This window comes from Streptomyces olivochromogenes (assembly GCF_001514115.1).
Taxonomy (GTDB): Bacteria; Actinomycetota; Actinomycetes; order Streptomycetales; family Streptomycetaceae; genus Streptomyces; species Streptomyces olivochromogenes.
The window spans coordinates 34465-58421 of the sequence record NZ_KQ948473.1; the positions used below are offsets into that span (position 1 = coordinate 34465).

Here is a 23957-nt window from a genome sequence, read left to right on the forward strand (position 1 = left end):
ATGGCCATGTGTCCGTTCATGGCCGCCATCATGGCGCAGGGGACAGAGCCGCCGCTCGCACAAAAAACCGTAGGCGCGAGAACCCGCGTCAAAGAACGGCGTCCCCGGCCGCCGCCGCGAAGGCGCCCCGCGCCATCCGGTGCAGCAGGGCCGCCGTCACGCCGCGCCCCGGCAGCGCCCCGGGCCGCCCGAGGTGGGGTGTCGAGTTCAGGAGGCCGAAGACCGAGTGCACCGCCGAGCGGGCGGTGGGTTCGGTGAGGGCCGGATACACCTCGCGGACGACCTCCACCCACAGCTCGACGTACTGCCGCTGCAACTGTCGTACGAGCTTGCGGTCGCTGTCCCGCAGGCGGTCCAGCTCGCGGTCGTGCAGGGTGATCAGGGGACGGTCGTCGAGCGCGAAGTCGATGTGCCCCTCGACGAGCGAGTCGAGGACCGCCTCCGCACCCCCGTCGGCCTCCGCCACCCGGCGCTTGCCGCCGGTGAGCAGTTGCCCGCTGATCCCCACCAGCAGCTCGGCGAGCATCGCGTCCTTGCCCGCGAAGTGCCGGTACAGACCGGGGCCGCTGATGCCGACCGCCGCTCCTATCTCGTCCACCCCGACGCCGTGGAAGCCGCGCTCGGCGAAGAGCCGGGCAGCCTCCTTGAGGATCTGCTCGCGTCGGGTGGGGGCGTCGGTTCTCGTGGCCATGGAAGCAATTCTAGACAGGGAGGTTAGCGGTCGTTAACCTGGACGACATGCGTTAACGCTCATTAACTGGTGGACCACTGGTGAGGGGACCGCGGGACATGCACGAAGCACCGGAGCTGACGAGCGCGGCAGATCCCGCGTCGGAGGCCTGGCGGGCCAACGAGGCGGCCCATCGCGCCCTCGGCGAGGAGCTGCGCGCCAAGCTCGCCGAGGCACGCCTCGGGGGCGGTGAGCGGGCCCGGGAGCGCCACACCTCGCGCGGGAAGCTGCTCCCGCGCGAGCGCGTGGACACGCTCCTCGACCCGGGCTCGCCCTTCCTGGAGCTGGCGCCGCTGGCCGCCCACGGGATGTACGACGGGCAGGCCCCGGCCGCGGGAGTGATCGCCGGGATCGGCAGGGTCAGCGGCCGCGAGTGCGTGATCGTCGCCAATGACGCCACCGTCAAGGGCGGCACGTACTACCCGATGACCGTGAAGAAGCACCTGCGGGCACAGGAGGTGGCGCTCGAGAACCGCCTCCCCTGTGTCTATCTCGTCGACTCCGGAGGCGCGTTCCTGCCCATGCAGGACGAGGTCTTCCCGGACCGCGAGCACTTCGGGCGGATCTTCTACAACCAGGCGCGGATGTCGGGGGCGGGGATCCCGCAGATCGCCGCGGTCCTCGGCTCGTGCACGGCCGGCGGCGCGTATGTCCCGGCGATGAGCGACGAGGCCGTGATCGTGCGCAATCAGGGCACGATCTTCCTCGGCGGGCCCCCCTTGGTGAAGGCCGCCACCGGTGAGGTCGTCACCGCCGAGGAGCTGGGCGGCGGCGAGGTCCACGCGCGTGTGTCGGGCGTCACCGACCACCTCGCGGAGGACGACGCGCACGCGCTGCGGATCGTACGGAACATCGCGGCCACGCTCCCCGCGCGCGGGCCCCTCCCCTGGGCGGTCGAGCAGTCCGTCGAGCCCAAGGTGGATCCGTACGGGCTCTACGGCGCGGTGCCCGTCGACTCCCGCACTCCCTACGACGTACGCGAGGTCATCGCGCGCGTGGTGGACGGTTCGCGCTTCGCCGAGTTCAAGGCGGAGTTCGGACAGACCCTGGTCACGGGCTTCGCGCACATCCACGGACACCCGGTCGGGATCGTCGCCAACAACGGCATCCTGTTCTCCGAGTCCGCCCAGAAGGGCGCCCACTTCATCGAGCTGTGCGACCAGCGCGGCATCCCCCTGGTGTTCCTGCAGAACATCTCGGGCTTCATGGTGGGGCGTCAGTACGAGGCCGGTGGCATCGCCAAGCACGGCGCCAAGATGGTCACGGCCGTCGCCTGCACGCGTGTACCCAAGCTGACCGTGGTGATCGGCGGTTCGTACGGCGCCGGCAACTACTCGATGTGCGGCCGGGCGTACTCACCGCGCTTCCTGTGGATGTGGCCCGGCGCCAAGATCTCCGTGATGGGCGGCGAGCAGGCCGCGTCCGTCCTCGCGACCGTCAAGCGCGACCAGCTGGAGGCGCGCGGCGAGTCGTGGCCCGCCGAGGACGAGGACGCCTTCAAGGCCCCGATCCGCGCCCAGTACGAGCAGCAGGGCAGCGCCTACTACGCGACGGCCCGCCTCTGGGACGACGGCGTCATCGACCCGCTGGAGACCCGGCAGGTGCTGGGTCTCGCACTGACCGCCTGCGCCAACGCGCCACTGGGTGACCCCCAGTTCGGCGTCTTCCGGATGTGATGAGGGTGCCCGAGATGTTCGAGACAGTCCTTGTGGCCAACCGGGGCGAGATCGCCGTACGCGTCATCCGCACCCTGCGCGCGCTCGGCGTGCGCTCGGTCGCCGTCTTCTCCGACGCGGACGCCGACGCCCGGCATGTGCGCGAGGCGGACACGGCGGTACGGATCGGTCCGGCGCCGGCCGCCGAGAGCTATCTGTCGGTGGAGCGGCTCCTCGAAGCCGCCGCTCGCACCGGGGCCCAGGCGGTGCACCCCGGGTACGGCTTCCTCGCCGAGAACGCGTCGTTCGCGCGCGCGTGCGCCGACGCCGGGCTGGTCTTCATCGGCCCGCCCGCGGACGCGATCGCGCTGATGGGCGACAAGATCCGCGCCAAGGAGACGGTGAAGGCGGCCGGGGTCCCGGTCGTTCCCGGCTCGTCCGGCAGCGGCCTCACGGACGCCCAGCTGGCCGAGGCCGCACGGGAGATCGGCATGCCCGTGCTGCTCAAGCCGTCCGCGGGCGGCGGCGGCAAGGGCATGCGGCTGGTGCGGGACACGTCGGCGCTGGGCGAGGAGATCGCCGCCGCCCGCCGCGAGGCACGCGCCTCCTTCGGCGACGACACCCTCCTCGTCGAGCGCTGGGTCGACCGCCCCCGGCACATCGAGATCCAGGTCCTGGCCGACGGCCACGGCAACGTCGTCCACCTGGGCGAGCGCGAGTGCTCCCTCCAGCGCCGCCACCAGAAGATCATCGAAGAGGCGCCGAGCGTGCTCCTCGACGCCGGCACCCGCGCCGCAATGGGCGAGGCGGCCGTCCAGGCGGCCCGCTCCTGCGGGTACGAGGGCGCGGGCACAGTCGAGTTCATCGTCCCTGGCTCCGACCCGTCGTCGTACTACTTCATGGAGATGAACACCCGCCTCCAGGTGGAGCACCCGGTCACCGAGCTGGTCACGGGACTCGACCTGGTGGAGTGGCAGCTGCGGGTCGCCGCGGGCGAGCGACTGCCGTACGGGCAGGAGGACATCACCCTCACCGGGCACGCGGTGGAGGCACGCATCTGCGCCGAGGACCCCGCACGCGGCTTCCTGCCGTCCGGCGGCACGGTGCTCGCCCTGCACGAACCCCAGGGCGACGGAGTGCGCACCGACTCGGGGCTGAGCGAGGGCACGGAGGTCGGTTCGCTCTACGACCCGATGCTGTCCAAGGTCATCGCGTACGGGCCGGACCGCGCGAGCGCGCTGCGCAAGCTGCGCGCCGCCCTCGCGGAGACGGTCACGCTCGGCGTGCCGACCAACGCCGGGTTCCTGCGACGGCTGCTGGCCCATCCGGCCGTGGTGGCGGGGGACCTGGACACCGGGCTGGTGGAGCGGGAGGCGGAGGAACTGCTCTCCGGTTCCGGCGACGTACCGGAGGAGGTGTACGACGCCGCTGCCGCGGTACGGCTGTCGTCGCTGGCCCCGGCGGAGGGCGGCTGGACCGACCCCTTCTCGGTGCCCAGCGGTTGGCGTCTGGGCGGCGAGCCCGCGCCCGTGGTGTTCCACCTGCGCGCGCCGGGACTCGAACCCGTCGCTCACCGTCCGCGAGGCACGAGCACCGTCACCCCCGGCCGGGTCTCCGTCACCCTCGACGGCGTACGCCACACCTTCCACCGCGCCGGCGACTGGCTCGGCCGCGAGGGTGACGCCTGGCACGTGCGCGACCACGACCCCGTGGCCGCCTCCCTCACCGGCGCCGCGCACGCGGGGGTGGACTCGCTCACCGCGCCCATGCCCGGCACGGTGACCGTCGTGAAGGTGGCCGTGGGCGACGAGGTGACCGCGGGGCAGAGCCTGTTGGTGGTCGAGGCGATGAAGATGGAGCACGTCATCTCCGCCCCGCACGCCGGGACCGTCAGCGAGCTGGACGTCACGCCGGGCACCACGGTCGCCATGGACCAGGTGCTGGCCGTGATCACGCCGTACGAGGAAACGACACCGTACGAGGAGACGACATGAGCACCCCCGAACTCGGCCTCCCCATGGCCGTGGCGGCCCCGGAGCTGCCCGCGCGGGTACGGATCTACGAGGTCGGCGCGCGCGACGGGCTGCAGAACGAGAAGGCGACCGTGCCGACGGAGGTGAAGGCCGAGTTCGTCCGGCGCCTCGCGGACTCGGGCCTGACCACCATCGAGGCCACCAGCTTCGTCCACCCCAAGTGGGTGCCCCAACTGGCGGACGCGGAGCAGCTGTTCCCGCTCGTGAGCGACCTGGGCAGGTCCTCGGGGGTGCACCTCCCGGTCCTCGTGCCCAACGAACGGGGTCTGGACCGGGCGCTGGCCCTCGGCGCCCGCCACGTCGCCCTCTTCGCCAGCGCGACGGAGTCCTTCGCGAAGGCGAATCTCAACCGGACCGTCGACGAGTCCCTGGCCATGTTCGAGCCGGTGGTGTCCCGGGCCAAGGCGGGCAAGGTGCACGTCCGCAGCTATATCTCGATGTGTTTCGGCGACCCCTGGGAGGGGCCCGTACCCATCCACCAGGTCGTACGCGTCTGCAAGGCCCTGATGGACATGGGCTGCGACGAACTGAGCCTCGGCGACACGATCGGCGTGGCGACACCGGGTCATGTGCAGACCCTCCTCGCCGAGCTGAACGAGGAGGGCGTGCCGACCAGCGCGCTCGGCGTGCACTTCCACGACACCTACGGCCAGGCGCTCGCCAACACCCTGGCCGCCCTCCAGCACGGCGTCACCACCGTCGACGCCTCCGCGGGCGGGCTCGGCGGCTGCCCCTACGCCAAGTCCGCCACCGGCAACCTCGCCACCGAAGACCTCGTATGGATGCTCCAGGGCCTCGGCATCGACACCGGTGTCGACCTCGCCCGCCTCACCGCCACCAGCGTGTGGATGGCCGAGCGACTGGGCCGACCCAGCCCGTCCCGCACGGTCAAAGCCCTCTCCCACAAGGAATGATCCCCATGTCCCTGGACCACCGCCTCTCCCCCGAACTCGAAGAACTCCGCCGTACGGTCGAGGAGTTCGCGCACGACGTCGTGGCACCGAAGATCGGCGACTTCTACGAGCGGCACGAGTTCCCGTACGAGATCGTGCGGGAGATGGGCCGCATGGGCCTGTTCGGACTGCCCTTCCCCGAGGAGTACGGCGGCATGGGCGGCGACTATCTCGCCCTCGGGATCGCCCTGGAGGAGCTCGCCCGGGTGGACTCCTCCGTCGCCATCACCCTGGAGGCGGGCGTCTCGCTCGGCGCGATGCCGATCCACCTCTTCGGCACGGAGGCCCAGAAGCGGGAGTGGCTCCCCCGTCTCTGCTCCGGCGAGATCCTCGGCGCCTTCGGCCTGACGGAGCCGGACGGCGGCTCGGACGCCGGCGCGACCCGCACGACCGCCCGTCTCGACCCGGACACGAACGAATGGGTCATCAACGGCAGCAAGTGCTTCATCACCAACTCCGGCACGGACATCACGGGCCTGGTCACGGTCACCGCCGTCACCGGACGCAAGCCCGACGGCAAGCCGCTGATCTCCGCGATCATCGTCCCGTCCGGCACCCCCGGCTTCACGGTCGCCGCCCCGTACTCGAAGGTCGGCTGGAACGCCTCCGACACCCGTGAGCTGTCCTTCGCCGACGTCCGCGTCCCGGCCGCGAACCTGCTCGGCGAGGAGGGCCGCGGCTACGCCCAGTTCCTGCGCATCCTGGACGAGGGCCGCATCGCCATCGCGGCTCTGGCGACCGGGCTCGCGCAGGGCTGCGTCGACGAGTCGGTGAAGTACGCCAAGGAGCGCCATGCGTTCGGACGCCCGATCGGCGCGAACCAGGCCATCCAGTTCAAGATCGCCGACATGGAGATGAAGGCCCACATGGCCCGCGTCGGCTGGCGCGACGCCGCGTCCCGCCTCGTCGCGGGCGAGCCCTTCAAGAAGGAGGCGGCGGTCGCCAAGCTCTACTCCTCCACCATCGCCGTCGACAACGCCCGCGACGCCACCCAGGTCCACGGCGGCTACGGCTTCATGAACGAGTACCCGGTGGCCCGCATGTGGCGCGACTCCAAGATCCTGGAGATCGGCGAGGGCACGAGCGAGGTACAGCGAATGCTGATCGCGAGGGAGCTGGGGCTGACGGGCTGACGGGCTGACGGGCTGACGGGCTGACGTCAGGCGTTCATACGCCGGTGGTGGCCATGGATTGCCAATGGATTGGCGAGCCGGGCCAGAACCTGTCCCTCAGCTTGTGTGCTGGGCACTCAAGGAGTTCAGCAGGGCGGCTCCGCGTTCGGCGTCGTCCACGCTCACGGCGAAATCCCTGCCCCTTGAGGGGTGGATGACCAGGCACTCGCCACCGCGCAGCATCACGGTGGTTCCCAGCCCGCTCAGCCGGTAGCCCCATCCGCCGACCTGGGCGGGCGTGCGGTTCTCGACGCGTGCCGACTCGATGTCCTCGGCGGCCCAGTGTCGTGCCGGCCAGCCGAAGGGCCCGAAGGCGACGTCCAGACCTCGCTCGCCGACTCGCGCCCGCACCGAGGAGCAGCCGAGGACCAGGAGGGACGCGAAGGCGAACGGCGCGGCCGCCAGCAGGAACGGAAGGTCCGTCAGACCCGCGAGCGCCGACACGACGGCGGCGATCGCGAGCAGCCCGGTCAGGGCGGCGAGCGCGTGGAGCCAGGAGTTCGACGTGCGGGCGAGCCACACGACCCGCTGCCCGGCGGGAATGTCCAGGGTCGGGCCGTCCGCCGCGGGCCGCGGTTCGTCCGGCGCCCGGCGCACGGCCAGCAGACCGGCCGCGCCCGCTGCGGCCGCCACAACGAGCGTGCCCACGACCCCGCTCGTCACCGATCCCGCCTCGTGCCAGTCCGCGCGGTCCAGATTCGCCCGTACGACCGATGCCTGCGCGCCGAGCAGTGTCACACCGCCGAAGCCGAGGCCCGCAGCCGCCCACCCTGGTACGCCGCGACCGGCCCCTGCCCGGCGCAGCGTCAGCACGACGCCGAACACCAGCACACCCCAGATCAGCGCCGGGAAGAGTGCCGCGGCCCAGAGCGGCATGGAGTCGTCGGGCCTGTCCGAGCCTGCTTCCCAGTGGGTCGCCAGTCGGTCCGGGAGCCGGCCGCTCGCGGCCAACGGCAGCGCCACCAAAAGGGCCAGGACGCCGACGCCCCAGCCGACGGCGCCCCACGCCGCTCCGCTCTTGCGCCCCTGTTCGGTCACGAGATCCCCCTGATCATCTCGATGAGGTCGTTCTTGCTGTAGCCGAGGTGCGCCGCGTCGGTCACCAGGTCGCGTACGCGGTGCAGCAGGACGGAGCGCTGGTCCGCCCCGTCGGCCACCGTCACACCCCGGCCCCGCCGGAACTCCAACACCCCTTCGTCACGCAGCGCCCGAAGGCCCCGCAGAACCGTGTTGACGTTCACATCCAGGGCCTGGGAAAGATCCCGGGCCGGAGGAAGGCGGTCTCCCGGCCCGCACTCGCCCTCGGCGATGGCGCGCCGGATCACGCCGGCCACCTGCTCGTGCAGGGGGCGACCGTCCGCGGTGTTCAGCCTCAACAGCATGGTGCTAGTGAAAATAGCACCAACTGCTTGAAGTGCGGGTGCGGTTCGAGACAAACGACACGGCGTCGCCACCGCGCACTTCGCCCCCTTCGCCGCCGCACGCTTCGCCCCCTTCGACGCCGCGGGCGCCGCAAAACGCCTGGCGAAATCGTCGACAATTTCGTCGACATGTCTTGCGTCGAGATTGCCACCGGGCTACGTTCCTTCGCCGTACCGCCCCCGCAAAGTCGTGGGTGCGGAAGGAGGTTGTCACCGCCGTCGCGATCCGATCCGCACGTCCGCGCAAGCCGTCGATCGCCCAACGAATGGAGACCGAGCATGGCCACGCTGTCCAGATGGTGTCGGTGGAAGTCGGCCACCTTCATGGCCACCCTCGCGACCGCCCTCACGCTCGTGACCGGCGTGAGCGTGGCACTCGCGGCCGGCGCGACCGGCGGCGCGCAAGCCTCCGCCGCCGCCTCCGCCGCCGCCTCCGCCGCCTCCACCAAGGTCACCTCCGCCTCCAAGGTCGCCGCCAACATCGCCACCACGACCAGCGCCACCCCCTCCGGCATCGCGCCCGCCATGTCCTGCGCCGGCCTCACCTCACTGGACCTGGCCGCCGTCGTCCCGGGCGTGCCCTTCGAGATCACCTCGGCCACGGAGCTGGCCGCGGGCAACAACACCCTGGGCGACTGGGCGGCCTGTGACGTGAAGGGCGTGATCGCCCCGCAGATCCACTTCGAGGTGAAGCTTCCCGAGACCGGCTGGCAGGCGAACTACCTCCAGGTCGGCTGCGGCGGCCTCTGCGGCAACGTGAACGTGGGCAGCGCCCCCGCCTCGGCCGGCTGTGTCCCCCTGACCAGCGGCGCCTTCGCCGTGGCCGCCAGCGACGAGGGCCACTACCAGGGTGGCGGCCTGTTCTCCGCCGACCCGACGCTGCGCGCCGACTTCGGCTACAAGTCCGACCACCAGCTCGCCCAGGCGGCCAAGGCCGTCATCGAGCGGTACTACGGACAGGCCGCCGACCACGCGTACTTCGACGGCTGCTCGCAGGGCGGCCACCAGGCCCTGACGGAGGCCCAGCGCTACCCGGCCGACTTCGACGGCATCATCGCCGGGGCCCCGGCCAACAACTTCACCGCGCTGAACACCTTCTCGCACGCCTGGACCGCCCAGTCCGTCTATCTCGGCGGCGGCCCGGCCACGATCACCAACGCCGACCTCGCCGCCCTGCACGCGGCCGTACTCAAGGGCTGCGGCGCTCCCACGGACGGCATCATCGCCGACCCGCTGAGCTGCACCTGGGACCCGGCGGCCATCCGGTGCGCGGCCGGGCAGACCTCCACGAGCGAGGACTACTGCCTGACCGCGGACCAGGTCACCACCCTGCGCAGGATCTACGCGGGGCCCACCGACGAGAACGGCAAGCTGCTGTACCCGGGTTACCAGCTGCGCGGCTCCGAGCTGAACTGGGCCGGGATCATCACGCCCGCCACGGCCACCGGCGCCTCCGGCGACATCAGCTTCGTCCGCGAGACCCTCCGGTACCAGATCTTCGACAGCCCGCAGCCGACGCTGACGTACAAGGACGTCAAGTTCACCGCGGCCTACTACAAGAAGGTCATGGAGCCCAACGAGGGCATGTACGACGCGACCGACCCGGACCTGAAGGCGTTCAAGGCGGCCGGCGGCAAGCTGATCCTCTGGCACGGCCTGGGCGACCAGCACATCCCGGCGGTCGGAACGATGGCGTACTACAAGGCGGTTGAGAAGGTCATGGGCGGCAGCGCGGCCACGGAAGGCTTCGCCCGGCTGTTCCTGCTCCCCGGCGTCGCGCACTGCGGTGGCGGCCAGGGCCCGGACACCTTCGACGCGCTGACCGCGATGACCGACTGGGTCACCAAGGGCGAGGCCCCGAGCAGTCTGACGACCAGGTCCGTGGACAGCGGCGGCAACACCACCGCCACCCGCCCCGTCTATCCCTTCCCCTACGTCGCCAAGAACACCACGGGCGGCCCGTCGGACGACGCGGGCAGTTACACGCCCGTCAGGTCCACCGCCGAGGCCAACCTGACGCTGAACCGGCTCGGTTCCTTCCGCTCCGGCTACGAGACGGTCGGCAACTGGGTGCACGGCAAGTGGGTGGTGTCCAAGGGCAGGGCCTGACCGCCCGATCGACAGACCGGCGGCCCACGGGCCCGGGCGGAGGGCACCCGCCCCCTGGACAAGTGGTGAGGTTAGGCTAACCTACCTTCGAACTTGTCCGGCGGGCGCTCCCGCCCCGTGCCGAAAGCAGCCACACACATGTCCAACGCCCGTGCCACCCACCTCACCCGCCGCGGCATCCTCGCCGCCGGCGGCGCCCTCGGTCTCGGTGCCGTCCTCGCCGCCTGTGGCGACGACGACGGCAAAAGCGGTGGCTCGGAGTCGACGAAGGCCGCCGCCAAGTCCGGCCCCTGGACCTTCAAGGACGACCGCGGCACGACGGTGAAGCTGGACAAGACCCCGGCGAACATCGTCGCCTTCACCGGTGTCGCCGCCGCACTCTACGACTACGGCATCGAGGTCAAGGGCGTCTTCGGCCCGACCACGACCAAGGACGGCAAGGCCGACGTCCAGGCCGGCGACATGGACGTCAGCAAGCTGACCGTCCTCGGCAACGAGTGGGGCCAGTTCAACATCGAGAAGTACGCGGCCCTCGCGCCCGACGTGCTGATCTCCACCATGTTCGACTCCGCGGGCACCCTCTGGTACGTCCCCGAGGAGTCCAAGGCGAAGATCCTCAAGCTCGCCCCGAGCGTCGGCATCTCCGTCTACGACCGCCAGATGCCCGCGTCGTTGGAGCGCATGCTCGCGCTCGCCGTGTCGCTGGGCGCCGACGAGAAGTCCGCCAAGATCGCCGAGGCCAAGAAGAAGTTCGAGACGGCCGCGGAGCGGCTGCGCACCGCGGCCAAGGCCCGCCCCGAGATCAAGGTGCTCGCCGGTTCCGCGAGCCAGGACATCTTCTACGTCTCCGGCTCGAACCTCTCCATCGACCTGGAGTACTTCAAGGCACTCGGCGTGAACATCGTCGAGCCCTCCGCCAAGGCCCTGAAGGCCAGCGGCGGCTGGTTCGAGAACCTGAGCTGGGAGAACGTCGACAAGTACCCGGCGGACATCATCGTCATGGACGACCGCAGCGCGACCATCCAGCCGGCCGACATCACCGAGGCCACCTGGAAGAAGCTGCCCGCGGTCAAGGCCGGCCAGGTCATCGCCCGCTCCCCCGAGCCGATCGTGTCGTACGACAAGTGCACCCCGCTCCTCGACAACCTCGCCGAGGCGATCGAGAAGGCCAAGAAGGTCGCCTGACACCCCCTGCCGTGATCACCTGACGATGACTCAGGAGCCCCCATGACGACGGCCGTAGCCGCCCCGTTCCGTTTCTTCTCCCTCCAGGTCGTACGGACGAGGCGGCTCGGCCCGTCGCTGGTCCGGATCACCTTCGCCGGTGACGACCTGGTGGCCTTCGCCTCCCACGGCCGGGACCAGAGCCTCTCCCTCTTCCTGCCGCACCCCGGCCAGAGCAAGCCGGCCGTCCCCCACGAGCTGGGCGACGGCTGGTGGCAGGGGTGGCGCGAACTCCCCGACGACGAACGGGCGGTGATGCGCTCGTACACACTGCGGGCGCTGCGCCGGGACACCCGGGGCCATGCGAGCGAGATCGACATCGACTTCGTCCTGCACGGCGTGGAGCCGGACGCCGAGGTCCCCGCGGGTCCCGCGTCCCGGTGGGCCTCCCGTGCGGCGGCCGGTGACCGCGTCGTACTGCTCGGCCCGGCGGTCGAGGACAACCGGGCGATCCGCTTCCGCCCGCCCGCCGACACCGACCTGGTCGTCCTGTGGGCGGACGAGACCGCGCTGCCCGCCGCCTCCGCGATCCTCGAGTCCCTGCCCGCCGGCACCCGCGTCCGCGCCTGGCTTGAGGTCCAGCACGCCGAGGACGTCCAGGACCTGCTGGTCACCGCCGAGGCGGAGATCACCTGGCTCGTGCGCGACGACGGGGCCCCCATGGCCGTCGACGCGGTACGGGCCGCCCGGCTTCCCGCCACCGAGAGCCCGTACGCCTGGATCGCGGGCGAGTCCGGGTGCGTGAAGGAAATGCGCCGTCATCTCGTGCGCGAGCGCGGCATCGACCGCAGGCGGGTCACCTTCGTCGGCTACTGGCGGCGCGGGCTGACCGAGGAGCAACTGCGCGAACAGGACTGACCGTTCGCGAGAAGTCACAGGTGGGGCGGGGTCGCAGTTCGACTTAGGTTAGGCTAACCTAAGTCGAACTGGGCCCCGCCCCTCTTTTCGTCCCGGCCCAGCCCTCGCCCCCACCCGTCCCGCTCGGACTCTCCCGCACGGAGGACCCCCACATGCGCTCGCACCTGCTCAATGACACGACCGCGGAGCGGTACCGCCGCTCCGTGACCGAAGGAATCGAGCGGGTGGCGGCCAAACTCGCCACCACCGACCGGCCGTTCACGGGCGTCACGGTCGACGCCCTCGCTCCCCGTATCGAGCAGATCGACCTGGACCGCCCGCTGCACGACACCAGCGCCGTCCTCGACGAGCTCGAAGAGGTCTACCTCCGGGACGCGATCTACTTCCACCACCCGCGCTACCTCGCGCACCTCAACTGCCCGGTGGTCATACCCGCCGTGCTCGGCGAGGCCGTCCTGTCCGCCGTCAACTCCTCCCTGGACACCTGGGACCAGTCGGCCGGCGGCACCCTCATCGAGCGCCGGCTCATCGACTGGACCAACGAACGCATCGGCCTCGGCCCGGCCGCCGACGGCGTGTTCACCAGCGGCGGCAGCCAGTCCAACCTCCAGGCCCTGCTGCTGGCCCGCGAGGAGGCCAAGCCAGGGAGCGGACCGGGCGACAACGCCGCCAAACTCCGTATCTTCGCCTCCGAGGTCAGCCACTTCAGCGTCAAGAAGTCGGCCAAACTCCTGGGCCTCGGCGCGGACGCCGTCGTCTCGATCCCCGTCGACCACGACAAGCGCATGCAGACGCTCGCCCTCGCCCACGAACTGGAGCGCTGCGAGCGCGACGGCCTGGTCCCGATGGCCGTCGTCGCCACCGCCGGCACCACCGACTTCGGCTCCATCGACCCACTGCCCGAGATCGCCGAGCTGTGCTCCCGGTTCGGCGCCTGGATGCACGTGGACGCGGCCTACGGCTGCGGACTGCTCACCTCCCTCAAGAACCGGGACCGCCTCGAGGGCATCGAGCGCGCCGACTCCGTCACCGTCGACTACCACAAGTCCTTCTTCCAGCCCGTGAGTTCCTCCGCCGTGCTGGTCCGCGACGCCGCCACCCTGCGCCACGCCACCTACCACGCGGAGTACCTGAACCCGCGCCGCATGGTCCAGGAGCGCATCCCCAACCAGGTCGACAAGTCCCTCCAGACCACCCGCCGCTTCGACGCCCTCAAGCTGTGGATGACGCTGCGCGTGATGGGCGCCGACGGCATCGGCGAACTCTTCGACGAGGTCTGCGACCTGGCCCAGGAGGGCTGGAAGCTGCTCGCCGCCGACCCCCGCTTCGACGTGGTGGTCGAGCCGTCCCTGTCCACCCTCGTCTTCCGCTTCATCCCGGCCGCCGTCACCGACCCGGCCGAGATCGACCGCGCCAACCTCTACGCCCGCAAGGCCCTGTTCGCCTCCGGTGACGCCGTCGTCGCGGGCACCAAGGTCGGCAGCCGCCACTACCTGAAGTTCACCCTGCTCAACCCCGAGACCACGGCCGACGACATCGCCGCCGTGCTCGATCTGATCGCCGGCCACGCCGAGCAGTACCTGGGAGAGTCCCTTGACCGCGCTTCCTGAATCCGTCGAAGCCACTGGAAAGACCCACGACTTCGTGGGCATCGGGCTCGGGCCCTTCAACCTCGGCCTCGCCTGCCTCACCGAGCCGATCGCCGAACTGGACGGCGTCTTCCTGGAGTCCAAGCCGGACTTCGAGTGGCACTCCGGGATGTTCCTGGAGGGCGCGCACCTCCAGACCCCGTTCATGTCGGACCTGGTGACCCTCGCCGACCCGACCTCCCCGTACTCCTTCCTCAACTACCTCAAGGAGTCCGGGCGGCTGTACTCCTTCTACATCCGCGAGAACTTCTACCCGCTCCGGGTCGAGTACGACGACTACTGCCGCTGGGCCGCCTCGAAACTGAGCAGCGTCCGCTTCGGCACGACGGTCGAGGAAGTGACGTACGAGGGCGATCTGTACCACGTACGGACGGCGGCCGGCGAGGTGCTGCGCGCCCGCCATCTGGTCCTCGGCACCGGAACACCCCCGTACATCCCCGAGGCCTGCGCGGACCTCGGCGGCGACTTCATCCACAACTCCCGCTACCTCCAGCACAAGCGGGAGCTCCAGGCGAAGAAGTCGATCACGCTCGTCGGCAGCGGCCAGTCCGCCGCCGAGATCTACTACGACCTGCTCAGCGAGATCGACGTCCACGGCTACCGGCTGAACTGGGTCACGCGCTCCCCGCGCTTCTTCCCGCTCGAGTACACCAAACTCACGCTGGAGATGACCTCCCCGGAGTACATCGACTACTTCCACGCGCTGCCCGAGCCGACCCGCTACCGCCTCCAGACGGAGCAGAAGGGGCTGTTCAAGGGCATCGACGGCGAGCTGATCGACGCGATCTTCGATCTGCTCTACCAGAAGAACCTCGGCGGCCCCGTCCCGACGCGTCTGCTCACCAACTCCTCCCTGAACACGGCCGCTCACGAGAACGGCACGTACACCCTGGGCCTGCGCCAGGAGGAGCAGGGCAAGGACTACGAGCTGAGCTCCGAGGGCCTGATCCTGGCCACCGGCTACAAGTACGCCGAGCCCGCGTTCCTCAAGCCGGTCCAGGGCCGGCTGCGCTACGACACCCGCGGCAACTTCGACGTGGCCCGCAACTACGCCATCGACACCACGGGCCGTGGCGTCTTCCTGCAGAACGCGGGCGTCCACACCCACAGCATCACCAGCCCCGACCTGGGCATGGGCCCGTACCGCAACGCGTCCATCATCCGTGAGCTGCTCGGCACCGAGTACTACCCGGTCGAGAAGACGATCGCGTTCCAGGAGTTCGCCGTATGAGCACCACGAGCCGGACAGGCACGACCACCGACCTGGGCACCTTCACCATCCGCCCCCTCGACCCCATCGAGGACGCCGAACTGCTGCACGGCTGGGTGACGCATCCCAAGGCCGCCTTCTGGATGATGCAGGAGGCGAAACTGCACGACGTGGAGCGCGAGTACATGGCCATCGCGGCCAGCGAGTACCACGACGCGTTCCTGGGGTCGCTGGACGGCGAACCCGTGTTCCTGATGGAGCGGTACGACCCGGCGCACGTGGAGCTGGTCGGTCTGTACGAGCCCGCGCCCGGGGATGTCGGCATGCACTTCCTGGTCGCGCCGGCGGAGACGCCGGTGCACGGGTTCACCCGGGCGGTGATCACCGCGGTGATGGAGCACCTGTTCGCCGACCCGACGACCGCGCGGGTCGTCGTCGAGCCCGACGTGCGCAACACGGCCGTGCACGCGCTGAACGAAGCCGTCGGGTTCGTGCCCGAGCGCGAGATAGAGAAGCCGGAGAAAAGGGCGTTGCTGAGCTTCTGCACCCGGGAGCGGTTCGAGCAGACGGCGGGGGTGACCGTATGAGCCTCGCCGACGCCGTGGCCCATCTCTCCCCCGAGCACTGGGAGCGTGCCAACCGCCTTCTCGTCCGCAAGGCCCTCGCCGAGTTCGCGCACGAGCGCCTCATCACGCCGGAGGCCGACGGAGACGGCGGGTACGTCGTCCGCGGCGACGACGGCCTGACCCGCTACCGCTTCACCGCCACCCTGCGCTCCCTCGACCACTGGCAGGTCGACCCCGAGTCGATCACCCGCCACCGCGACGGGGCCGAACTCCCGCTCGCCGCGCTCGACTTCTTCATCGAGCTGAAGACGTCGCTGGGCCTGAGCGACGAGGTGCTGCCGGTCTACCTGGAGGAGATCTCCTCCACCCTCTCGGGTACCTGTTTCAAACTCACCAAGCCGCAGATCCCGTCCGCCGAACTCGCGAAGGCCTCCTTCCAGGAGATCGAGACCGGCATGACCGAGGGCCACCCCTGCTTCGTCGCCAACAACGGGCGGCTCGGCTTCGGCGTGCACGAGTACCTCTCGTACGCGCCCGAGACCGCGAGCCCGGTCCGGCTGGTGTGGCTGGCCGCGCACCGCTCCCGGGCCGCCTTCACCGCGGGTGTGGGCATCGAGTACGAGTCGTTCGTCCGCGCGGAGCTGGGCGACGGGACGGTCGAGCGGTTCGCCGCCACCCTCACCGAACAGGGTCTGGACCCCGAGGACTACCTGCTCATCCCCGTCCACCCCTGGCAGTGGTGGAACAAGCTCCCGGTGACCTTCGCGGCCGAGGTCGCCCAGCGCCACCTGGTCTGCCTCGGCGAGGGCGACGACGAGTACCTGGCCCAGCAGTCCATCCGGACGTTCTTCAACACCACCAGCCCCGAGAAGCACTATGTGAAGACGGCGCTGAGCGTCCTCAACATGGGCTTCATGCGCGGTCTGTCCGCCGCCTACATGGAGGCGACCCCGGCGATCAACGACTGGCTGGCCCAACTCGTCGAGAACGACCCGGTGCTCAAGTCCACCGGCCTGTCGGTCATCCGCGAGCGCGCCGCCGTCGGCTACCGCCACCTGGAGTACGAGGCCGCCACCGACCGCTACTCCCCGTACCGCAAAATGCTCGCGGCCCTGTGGCGCGAGAGCCCGGTCCCCTCGCTCCAGGAGGGCGAGAGCCTGGCCACCATGGCCTCCCTCGTCCATGTCGACCACACGGGCGCCTCCTTCGCGGGCGCGCTGATCGAGCGGTCCGGACTGACCCCCGTGGAGTGGCTGCGCCGCTATCTGCGCGCCTACTTCACGCCCCTCCTGCACAGCTTCTACGCCTACGACCTGGTCTACATGCCGCACGGCGAGAACGTCATCCTCGTCCTCAAGGACGGCGCCGTGCAGCGCGCGATCTACAAGGACATCGCCGAGGAGATCGCCGTCATGGACCCGCAGGCGGTGCTGCCGCCCGTGGTCGAGCGGATCCGCGTCGAGGTCCCCGAGGACAAAAAACTCCTGTCGATCTTCACGGACGTCTTCGACTGCTTCTTCCGCTTCCTGGCGGCCGACCTGGCCGGCGAGGGCATCCTCGACGAGGACGACTTCTGGCGGACGGTCGCCGAGTCCGTGCGCGAGTACCAGAAGTCGGCGCCCGAACTCGCCGACAAGTTCCGGCAGTACGACATGTTCGCGCCCGAGTTCGCGCTGTCCTGCCTGAACCGGCTCCAGCTGCGCAACAACAAGCAGATGGTGGACCTGGCCGATCCGTCCGGCGCACTCCAGCTGGTCGGCAGCCTGAAGAACCCGATCGCGGGTCTCTGAAAATCGCGGGCCTCGGAAACCGGTGGGGCTCAGGAGTACGGTCCTCCTGAGCCCCGTCCTTCCCGTCAAACGCCGCTCACGCCGCGGGCCAGGGCACCTGGGGCGAGCGGTAGTAGCCGATGCCCAGGGCCTCCCAGCGCGGCCCCTGCGCCGCGAGCCGCACCTTGTAGGTGTCCCAGTCGTGCGTCGACGCGGGCGACCAGCCGAGCTCGGCCGCGCCGGGCAGCCGCGGGAAGGTCATGTAGTCGATGTCGGCCCCCTTGACGATGGTCTCCGTCCACAGCGGCGCCTCGACACCCCGGATCGCCGAAGCCGGCGCTCCCGGAAGGTAGGCGCCCGGATCCCAGTCGTAGGACCGTTTCACCTCCACCAGGCCCGCCCAGTCCTGCCCGAGCGGGGTGTCGGCGGTGTACTTCATGTCGAGGTAGACCCGGTCGGCGGGCGACAGCACGAGCCCCGTCCCGTTCCGCGCGGCCTCGGCGACCTGCGCCTTCTCCGTGGCGCTGGTGTCGTCGAGCCCCCAGTACTGCGCGATCGCGCCCTTCACCGGGTGCGCCCCGGTCAGCTGGTGCCAGCCGACCACCGTCTTCCCGTACTTGGCGACGACCGGCTGCACCTTGTCCATGAAGGTGACGTAGTCGGCGTGGCTGGTGGAGTGCGCCTCGTCCCCGCCGATGTGGAGGTACTTGCCCGGCGTGAGCGCCGCCAGCTCCCGCACGACGTCGTCCACGAAGTCGTACGTCACCGGCTTCGCCACGCACAGCGAGCTGAACCCGACGTCGGTGCCGGTGTAGAGCGGGGGCGCGGTCCCGTTGCAGTTCAGCTGGGCGTACGAGGCGAGCGCCGCGTTGGTGTGGCCCGGCATGTCGATCTCCGGGACGACCTCCAGATAGCGGGAGGCCGCGTACCGCACGATCTCCTTGTAGTCGGCCTTGGTGTAGTAACCCCCGTGCCCGCCGCCGACCTGCGTGGACCCTCCGTACGTGGCGAGCCGCGGCCAGGAGTCGATCGCGATGCGCCAGCCCTGGTCGTCGCTCAGGTGCAGATGCAGTTTGTTGACCTTGTAGAGGGCCAACTCGTCGATGTACCGCTTGACTTGCGCGACACCGAAGAAGTGCCGGGAGACGTCGAGCATCGCGCCGCGGTAGCCGTAGCGCGGGCTGTCCTTGATGGTGCCGCCCGCGACGAGCCAGGGGCCGCGCTGCACGGAGTTCTTCTCGACGGCGGCGGGCAGCAGTTGGCGCAGCGTCTGGACGCCGTGGAAGAGCCCGGCGGGTGCGGCGGCCGTGATGGTGACGCCGCTCTGCCCGCTGTCCAGGCGATAGCCCTCGGCACCCGTGGACCCCGCCGCGATCCGCAGCCGGATACCGCCCGCGCCATGTGTGGTGACGGGCAGTCGGTACCCGGTGGAGGGACGCAGGACGTCGGCCAGATAGTCGCCGACCCGGCGGGCCTGAGGCGAGTCCTCGACCCGGATACGGGTGCCGTCGGTGATGCGGTACGGAGATCCGCCCGCGTCGACCGAGGCGGGGGCCGGCACCACCTGCCCGAGCGGGGTCGCGGTGCGGCCCGACTCGGAGTGTGCGGCACCGGCGGCTGAGACACCGGCGGCCGCCACGAGCAACAGCGTACCGAGAAGACGGGGCGTTCTGTGCTGTCTCACATGCGCTCCCTTCGAAGGACCCTGCAATGAATTGCGAATGGGTATAGACCACTCTTCCGCAGACCCGGTGAAACAATCCCCCTCATGGCGGAAATCATCCAGAAGGACGGGACGTGGACCTTCGACGGCGACGCGCTGCGGCTGACTCCGGGGCGCGACAAGAACGTGAGCCTGCTCCGTAAGACCTTGGGTGAACTGAGTGTCCCGCTGGGAGCATTGGCGGGGATTTCCTTCGAACAGGGCAGGAAGAGCGGCCGGTTGCGGCTCCGGCTGCGCGACGGCGCCGACCCGCTGCTCCAGGCGACCGGCGGCAGGCTCGCCGAGCCGAACGACCCCTACCAGCTCACCGTGGAGTCCGACCGCTACGGCGTCGCCGAGTACGTCGTGGACGAGGTCCGGGACGCGCTGCTCCTGGACCAGGTGCCGGCCGACCCGGTCGACGGCTATCTGCTCCCGGGCCCCTCCGTGCCGCTGTCCGTCTCCGCCGGCGACGGCACCGCGAGCTTCGACGGCGAGCGCGTGCGTCTGGAGTGGAACTGGAAGACCGAGGACTCCAAGTCCGCCGCCGGAGCCCGCTCGCTCGCCCTCACCGACCTCACCACCGTCGAGTGGCACCCCGCGGTGGGCCTGGAGAACGGCTACCTGCGCTTCACCGTCCGCGGCGCGGAGAGCAAGGCCCCACCGAAGTACGACCCCAACTCCGTCGAACTGTGGGGCTTCAAGAAGGACCCGCTGATGGCCCTGGTCGCGGCGGCGGTACAGGCCCGGCTCCCGCATCCCACGGCCTCCCCGGAAGCCGCGCGGACGACGGAGCAGCCGGCCGCGATCGCCCCCGAGGACGACCACGACGCCCTGCTCCGCCGCCTGCGCGAACTGGGCGACCTCCACAAGTCCGGCGTCCTGACGGACGAAGAGTTCGCCACAGCCAAACGGGCGGTCCTCAAGCGGATGTAGAAATCCGCGACGAGGACCGCCCGAGGTCGTCCCACCTTGCCTTCTAGGCGTACGACCACGTGGTCTTAGGGGCGCGAGGAACTGCGCGACCAGCCCCCACCGGCCCGCACCTAACGCACTCGACGGGCCACCGTGAAGTGGTCGACCTCCGCACCCGTCTCGGCAATCCCCCGCACCGTCAACGTGGCCAGCCGCCCCTTGTGCGCAGGCGTGACATCCACCCGCAGGAACGAGTAGTTGAGGTAGCGCACCCGGGACCAGGCGACCGTCTCGTTCTGCTTGCCGTCCTTGAGGTTGATGAAGGAGGCGACGGAGTCGACCTCGTTCTCGTGACCCTCGTACGACTCCGGGGCGGTGAACGCGTACAGGCTGCGCCCCGCCGCGCCCGCCGTCACGTACACGACACCGTCGGTCTCCGGGTACGCCGTGCCGCCGATCGGCAGCTTCTTGGTGACCGCGTTGCCCTTGATGACGTCCGTGCGCTCGTACTGGTGGTTGTGGCCGTTGATGACCAGGTCCACCGTGTACTTGTCGAACAGCGGCACCCACTCCTGTCGCACGCCCCCCTCCGAGGCGTGCGCCGTGGAGGTGCAGTACGCGCAGTGGTGGAAGAAGATCACGATGAAGTCGACGTCCTTGGACGCCCGGAACTTCTTGAGCTGGCCCTCCAGCCAGTTCGTCTGCGTTCCTCCGGAGATGCCCAGGTTCGCCGGGATCTCGAAGGAGATGTCGTTGGCGTCCAGCGAGATGATCGCCGTGTTGCCGTAGACGAAGGAGTAGACGCCGGGCAGGTTCTTCTTGTCGGGCCCGTTGTCCGGAAGCGTCCAGCGGGCCTCTTCGCCGCCGTAGCCGTTGGGCGAGTACCAGGCCTCCATGTCGTGGTTGCCGTACGCGGGCATCCACGGGACCTGCTTGGCGACCGTCTCGGTCTGGGCGAGGAACTGGTCCCAGATGCGCGAGTCGAAGCCGGTGTCCTCCTTCTTGCCCGCACCGGCCGGGTCCGCGTACGCGATGTCGCCGGCGTGCAGGTGGAAGGACGGGTTCTGGCCGAGCAGCAGGGCGTCGTTGGCGAGGCCGTGGTAACCGACACCCTCGTCACCGAAGGCCGTGAAGGTGAACGGCTCGGCGTGCGAGGGCGCGGTGGTGAAGGTGCCGAGCGTGCCCAGCAGGTGGGGCGCGCAGGGGTCGAAGCCCGCGTGGCCGACGCCGTAGTAGTACGTCTTGCCGGGGCGCAGGTGGGTGAGCTTGGCGTGCAGGTAGTACTGCGTGTGGTCGCCGCTCGCGCCGACGCCCGCCGGGGTGTAGAGGGTGCGGACCTCGGCCTCGATCTTGCGGGAGAGGTCCCAGGGGTGGGCGCCGATGCGGATGAACGGCTTCTTCACCGCGGCCGGAACCTGCCAGGAGACCGTGATCTCCGTACGCGGGTCATTGCCGAAGGCGAGGTGACGGCCGAAGGGGGCGACGAGGGCGCCGTCGACCTTCTCGGTGGAGGTGGCGGCGGCCTGTGTCGGGACCGCGGCCTGTGCGACGGCGCCGGGCACGAAGGCGCCGCCCGCGACGGCGCCGAGGGTCACGGCCCCGCCTCTGATCATGTTGCGCCGGGAGAACTTGGCGCGGAGATACTCGTGCTGCTCGGCCATGGTCATGCGCTCGGCGAGCTTCTCCGGTACGCCCATGCGTGGAGTGTCCATGGCCACAGAAGTTGCTCCCGGCAATCGACGCGGCACAAGACGCAGGATGGACAGCTTGCAAACAGCCCCCCATAAGACCTTCAACAGCCACTTGCCCGATATCGGGCAGGATTCTTGCGAATCGGCTCTTGGTACCCCAGGATCAACGGGTGCACGACGAACTTGTTGATCACCTGACGCGCTCCACCCCCCTGAACCGGGGCGAGGCACTGCGGGTGATCCAGGACGTGCTCGCCTACTTCGACGAGACGACCGAGGACTACGTCCGTCGCCGCCACCGCGAGCTCCAGGCCCAGGGCCTGGTCAACGCGACGATCTTCGAACGGATCGAGGCGGACCTGAAGTACCGCGCGGTCGCGCCGCCGGAGCTCACGCTCAGGCAGCTGCGCCGCATTGTCTACGGCTGAGGAATACATATATATGTGCGGAATCGTCGGATACATCGGCAGGCGTGACGTGGCACCGCTGCTGCTCGAAGGCCTCCAGCGCCTGGAGTACCGCGGCTACGACTCGGCGGGCATCGTCGTCACGACGCCGAAGTCGACCGGTCTGAAGATGGTCAAGGCCAAGGGCCGGGTCCGTGACCTGGAGGCCAAGGTCCCCGCACGCTTCAAGGGCACCACCGGCATCGCCCACACCCGCTGGGCCACCCACGGCGCCCCCTCCGACGTGAACGCGCACCCCCACATGTCCGCCGACAGCAAGGTCGCGGTCGTCCACAACGGCATCATCGACAACGCCTCCGACCTGCGCAAGAAGCTCGAGGCGGACGGCGTCGAGTTCCTCTCGGAGACCGACACCGAGGTCCTCACCCACCTGATCGCCCGCTCCCAGGCCGAGAAGCTCGAGGACAAGGTCCGCGACGCACTGCGGGTGATCGAGGGCACGTACGGCATCGCGGTCCTGCACGCCGACTTCACCGACCGCATCGTGGTGGCCCGCAACGGCTCCCCGGTCGTCCTCGGCATCGGCGAGAAGGAGATGTTCGTCGCCTCGGACATCGCCGCCCTGGTCACCCACACCCGCCAGATAGTGACCCTGGACGACGGCGAGATGGCCACCCTCAAGGCCGACGACTTCCGTACGTACACCACCGAGGGCACCCGTACGACCTCCGAGCCGACCACCGTGGAGTGGGAGGCGGCCTCGTACGACATGGGCGGCCACGACACGTACATGCACAAGGAGATCCACGAGCAGGCCGAGGCCGTGGACCGGGTGCTGCGCGGCCGCATCGACGACCGGTTCTCCACCGTGCACCTCGGTGGCCTGAACCTGGACGCCCGTGAGGCACGCCAGATCCGCCGTGTGAAGATCCTCGGCTGCGGCACCTCGTACCACGCGGGCATGATCGGCGCCCAGATGATCGAGGAGCTCGCCCGCATCCCCGCGGACGCCGAGCCGGCCTCCGAGTTCCGCTACCGCAACGCGGTCGTCGACCCCGACACCCTGTACGTGGCCGTGTCCCAGTCCGGTGAGACGTACGACGTACTGGCCGCCGTGCAGGAGTTGAAGCGCAAGGGCGCGCGGGTGCTCGGTGTGGTCAACGTCGTCGGCTCGGCGATCGCCCGCGAGGCGGACGGCGGCATGTACGTCCACGCGGGCCCCGAGGTCTGCGTCGTCTCGACGAAGTGCTTCACCAACACGACCGTCGCGTTCGCGCTGCTCGCCCTGCACCTCGGCCGCACCCGCGACCTGTCGGTCCGCGACGGCAAGCGGATCATCGAGGGCCTGCGCCGGCTGCCCGCGCAGATCTCCGAGATCCTGGAGCAGGAGGACGAGATCAAGAAGCTGGCCGAGGAGTACGCCGAGGCCCGCTCGATGCTCTTCATCGGCCGCGTCCGGGGCTACCCGGTGGCCCGTGAGGCCTCCCTGAAGCTCAAGGAGGTCTCGTACATCCACGCCGAGGCCTACCCGGCCTCCGAGCTCAAGCACGGCCCGCTGGCGCTCATCGAGCCGGCGCTGCCCACGGTCGCGATCGTCCCCGACGACGACCTCCTGGAGAAGAACCGCGCCGCCCTGGAGGAGATCAAGGCCCGCAGCGGCCGGATCCTCGCGGTGGCGCACCAGGAGCAGGAGAAGGCCGACCAGACGATCGTCGTCCCGAAGAACGAGGACGAGCTGGACCCGATCCTCATGGGCATCCCGCTCCAACTCCTCGCCTACCACACGGCGTTGGCTCTGGGCCGTGACATCGACAAGCCGCGCAACCTGGCCAAGTCGGTGACGGTGGAGTAAAAGTCCACCAGCCCACCGAAGCGACAACTGAGGAACCCCCG

General features: G+C 69.9%; 19 protein-coding genes. 14 read left to right on the plus strand and 5 right to left on the minus strand.

Features of this window, described 5'->3' with window-relative positions; translation table 11 throughout:
* Positions 1 to 88: 88 nt before the first annotated feature.
* Positions 89 to 691, minus strand: coding sequence for an SACE_7040 family transcriptional regulator (locus tag AQJ27_RS41130; protein ID WP_067380873.1), 603 nt, complete (start codon positions 689 to 691; stop codon positions 89 to 91).
* A gap of 98 nt (positions 692 to 789) precedes the next feature.
* Here AQJ27_RS41130 and AQJ27_RS41135 point away from each other — a divergent pair, with 98 nt between their 5' ends.
* From AQJ27_RS41135 to AQJ27_RS41150, 4 genes are read left to right on the plus strand one after another with little or no spacing between them, the layout of a single operon-like run.
* On the plus strand, positions 790 to 2406 hold the full coding sequence (locus tag AQJ27_RS41135; RefSeq protein ID WP_067380876.1) for a carboxyl transferase domain-containing protein: 1617 nt from the start codon (positions 790 to 792) through the stop codon (positions 2404 to 2406).
* 14 nt (positions 2407 to 2420) lie between these two features.
* On the plus strand, positions 2421 to 4379 hold the full coding sequence (locus AQJ27_RS41140) for an acetyl-CoA carboxylase biotin carboxylase subunit (protein WP_067380879.1): 1959 nt from the start codon (positions 2421 to 2423) through the stop codon (positions 4377 to 4379).
* The gene (locus AQJ27_RS41145; protein WP_067380882.1) at positions 4376 to 5332 is read left to right on the plus strand and encodes a hydroxymethylglutaryl-CoA lyase; all 957 of its coding nucleotides are present in this window, start codon (positions 4376 to 4378) and stop codon (positions 5330 to 5332) included. The genes AQJ27_RS41140 and AQJ27_RS41145 overlap by 4 nt, the downstream gene beginning before the upstream one ends.
* An 11-nt stretch (positions 5333 to 5343) precedes the next feature.
* Entirely contained in the window at positions 5344 to 6504 is a 1161-nt protein-coding gene (locus tag AQJ27_RS41150) for an acyl-CoA dehydrogenase family protein (RefSeq protein WP_067381127.1), read from the plus strand.
* 96 nt (positions 6505 to 6600) lie between these two features.
* Here the strand turns inward: AQJ27_RS41150 and AQJ27_RS41155 are convergent, their stop codons facing one another.
* Complete coding sequence (locus AQJ27_RS41155; protein WP_067380885.1) at positions 6601 to 7581, minus strand: SdpI family protein; 981 nt, start codon at positions 7579 to 7581, stop codon at positions 6601 to 6603.
* Positions 7578 to 7925, minus strand: coding sequence for a GntR family transcriptional regulator (locus tag AQJ27_RS41160; protein WP_067380888.1), 348 nt, complete (start codon positions 7923 to 7925; stop codon positions 7578 to 7580). The genes AQJ27_RS41155 and AQJ27_RS41160 overlap by 4 nt, the downstream gene beginning before the upstream one ends.
* A 318-nt stretch (positions 7926 to 8243) precedes the next feature.
* Here AQJ27_RS41160 and AQJ27_RS41165 point away from each other — a divergent pair, with 318 nt between their 5' ends.
* The 7 genes from AQJ27_RS41165 to AQJ27_RS41195 all read left to right on the plus strand — a co-directional run bounded on the left by AQJ27_RS41165 (position 8244) and on the right by AQJ27_RS41195 (position 17370).
* A complete protein-coding gene (locus tag AQJ27_RS41165) occupies positions 8244 to 10073 on the plus strand; it encodes a tannase/feruloyl esterase family alpha/beta hydrolase (RefSeq protein ID WP_067380892.1) in 1830 nt (609 codons plus the stop codon).
* Between the two features lie 138 nt (positions 10074 to 10211).
* On the plus strand, positions 10212 to 11258 hold the full coding sequence (locus tag AQJ27_RS41170; protein WP_067380895.1) for an ABC transporter substrate-binding protein: 1047 nt from the start codon (positions 10212 to 10214) through the stop codon (positions 11256 to 11258).
* Between the two features lie 42 nt (positions 11259 to 11300).
* Complete coding sequence (locus tag AQJ27_RS41175) at positions 11301 to 12155, plus strand: siderophore-interacting protein (protein WP_067380898.1); 855 nt, start codon at positions 11301 to 11303, stop codon at positions 12153 to 12155.
* Positions 12156 to 12307: 152 nt separating this feature from the next.
* Complete coding sequence (gene desA, locus AQJ27_RS41180; RefSeq protein WP_067380901.1) at positions 12308 to 13765, plus strand: lysine decarboxylase DesA; 1458 nt, start codon at positions 12308 to 12310, stop codon at positions 13763 to 13765.
* Positions 13749 to 15035 (plus strand): lysine N(6)-hydroxylase/L-ornithine N(5)-oxygenase family protein, encoded by a 1287-nt coding sequence (locus AQJ27_RS41185; protein WP_067380904.1) that lies wholly within the window; start codon positions 13749 to 13751, stop codon positions 15033 to 15035. Before desA ends, AQJ27_RS41185 begins: the two co-directional genes overlap by 17 nt.
* Positions 15032 to 15601, plus strand: a complete 570-nt coding sequence (locus AQJ27_RS41190) for a GNAT family N-acetyltransferase (RefSeq protein WP_067380906.1) — start codon at positions 15032 to 15034, stop codon at positions 15599 to 15601. Before AQJ27_RS41185 ends, AQJ27_RS41190 begins: the two co-directional genes overlap by 4 nt.
* The gene (locus AQJ27_RS41195; protein WP_067380909.1) at positions 15598 to 17370 is read left to right on the plus strand and encodes an IucA/IucC family protein; all 1773 of its coding nucleotides are present in this window, start codon (positions 15598 to 15600) and stop codon (positions 17368 to 17370) included. The genes AQJ27_RS41190 and AQJ27_RS41195 overlap by 4 nt, the downstream gene beginning before the upstream one ends.
* A gap of 76 nt (positions 17371 to 17446) precedes the next feature.
* Here AQJ27_RS41195 and AQJ27_RS41200 read toward each other — a convergent pair whose 3' ends face one another.
* Positions 17447 to 19033: a beta-N-acetylhexosaminidase gene (locus AQJ27_RS41200; protein ID WP_067380913.1), complete on the minus strand. Its 1587-nt coding sequence runs from the start codon at positions 19031 to 19033 to the stop codon at positions 17447 to 17449.
* An 84-nt stretch (positions 19034 to 19117) separates the two neighbouring features.
* Between AQJ27_RS41200 and AQJ27_RS41205 the strand changes: the two genes are divergently transcribed.
* The gene (locus AQJ27_RS41205; RefSeq protein WP_067380916.1) at positions 19118 to 19987 is read left to right on the plus strand and encodes a DUF4429 domain-containing protein; all 870 of its coding nucleotides are present in this window, start codon (positions 19118 to 19120) and stop codon (positions 19985 to 19987) included.
* Positions 19988 to 20097: 110 nt separating this feature from the next.
* Here AQJ27_RS41205 and AQJ27_RS41210 read toward each other — a convergent pair whose 3' ends face one another.
* On the minus strand, positions 20098 to 21663 hold the full coding sequence (locus tag AQJ27_RS41210) for a purple acid phosphatase family protein (protein WP_067380919.1): 1566 nt from the start codon (positions 21661 to 21663) through the stop codon (positions 20098 to 20100).
* 164 nt (positions 21664 to 21827) lie between these two features.
* Between AQJ27_RS41210 and AQJ27_RS41215 the strand changes: the two genes are divergently transcribed.
* Both AQJ27_RS41215 and glmS read left to right on the plus strand, forming a co-directional pair.
* The gene (locus AQJ27_RS41215; RefSeq protein WP_054232868.1) at positions 21828 to 22085 is read left to right on the plus strand and encodes a hypothetical protein; all 258 of its coding nucleotides are present in this window, start codon (positions 21828 to 21830) and stop codon (positions 22083 to 22085) included.
* 13 nt (positions 22086 to 22098) lie between these two features.
* Positions 22099 to 23916: a glutamine--fructose-6-phosphate transaminase (isomerizing) gene (gene glmS / locus AQJ27_RS41220; RefSeq protein WP_067380922.1), complete on the plus strand. Its 1818-nt coding sequence runs from the start codon at positions 22099 to 22101 to the stop codon at positions 23914 to 23916.
* Positions 23917 to 23957: the final 41 nt, after the last annotated feature.